This is a genomic window from Phytoactinopolyspora endophytica, assembly GCF_004138495.1.
Classification (GTDB): Bacteria; Actinomycetota; Actinomycetes; order Jiangellales; family Jiangellaceae; genus Phytoactinopolyspora; species Phytoactinopolyspora endophytica.
Map to the genome: position 1 here is coordinate 106,238 of NZ_ML142868.1, position 894 is coordinate 107,131.

Below are 894 nucleotides of genomic sequence, written 5' to 3' on the forward strand. Positions count from 1 at the left end.
CGCCACCGCACGGGCATGGAGCATTGCGCCACCAAGCAACTGAAATTCCCGGCGCGGGGGCCACGCGACACGCGAGGCATCGTTCACCGAAGCCACACCGCGGACTCATCTCACTGCAGACAACGGCCGAAACTGCGTGCTCAGGGATGGACATCTCAGGAGGAACCCCACATACTTTGAAATTCCTCGAAGATCGCCGGGCTCTCAAGGCGGTGCCTATGGTCGTTTTCTTCCTCGGCCTGGTGCTGAACGCACTCCTCGTTCTCACCGTGCTGGCCTTCGCGTACCTGCTGTTTCGACTCGTCACCCAACCTGGCAACCTGCAAGACCGCTATCTGCTCGCCGCCATGGTTCTGGTAGGAGGCATGACGGATCTCACGGTGAATGCTTCAGGGCTGACCCTGGCGGACTCCACTGTGCACAGACTCGGCGACGCCGGCGGCTTCGGCGTCGGCCTCAGCGCTGCCATCGGCGGTCTCGCAGGGCTCGGCGTCGGATGGATCGTGACGCGGCGCCGCCTCTGGCGCGACAAGAAGCGCGTAGTGCGGATCCTCGTGTTCCTGGGAACCATCGCCGCCATCGAGTTCATGCTCATCTATGCCCAGACGATACGCGAGGAAGGCCTTTCTCTTGGAGCCTCGATCATTCCCAATGTGGCATTCATCGTCTGCGCCATCTTGTACCTCGCGCTCGCATCCGATCCGGACGCCAAGATGAACGCCCCGTGGCGGCGGGGCCAGGACGGCCCATTCATTCCACGGTGACAGGAGGTCGTTCGATGCCCCAGCCACCGATGAATACGAGGCGCACCTGTCCGTACTGCGGACACGACATCATCCTGGGCAAGCTCCCGATCGTCGCCACGAATTTCGGTGATCGGCTTCCCGGCGATCC

The 894-nt window shown here is 62.6% G+C and carries 1 protein-coding gene; it reads left to right on the forward strand.

Translation table 11 applies throughout. From position 1 onward, the window contains the following. Window positions 1-218 precede the first annotated feature (218 nt). Window positions 219-764 (forward strand): hypothetical protein, encoded by a 546-nt coding sequence (locus ELR45_RS28770; RefSeq protein ID WP_129669366.1) that lies wholly within the window; start codon window positions 219-221, stop codon window positions 762-764. Window positions 765-894: the final 130 nt, after the last annotated feature.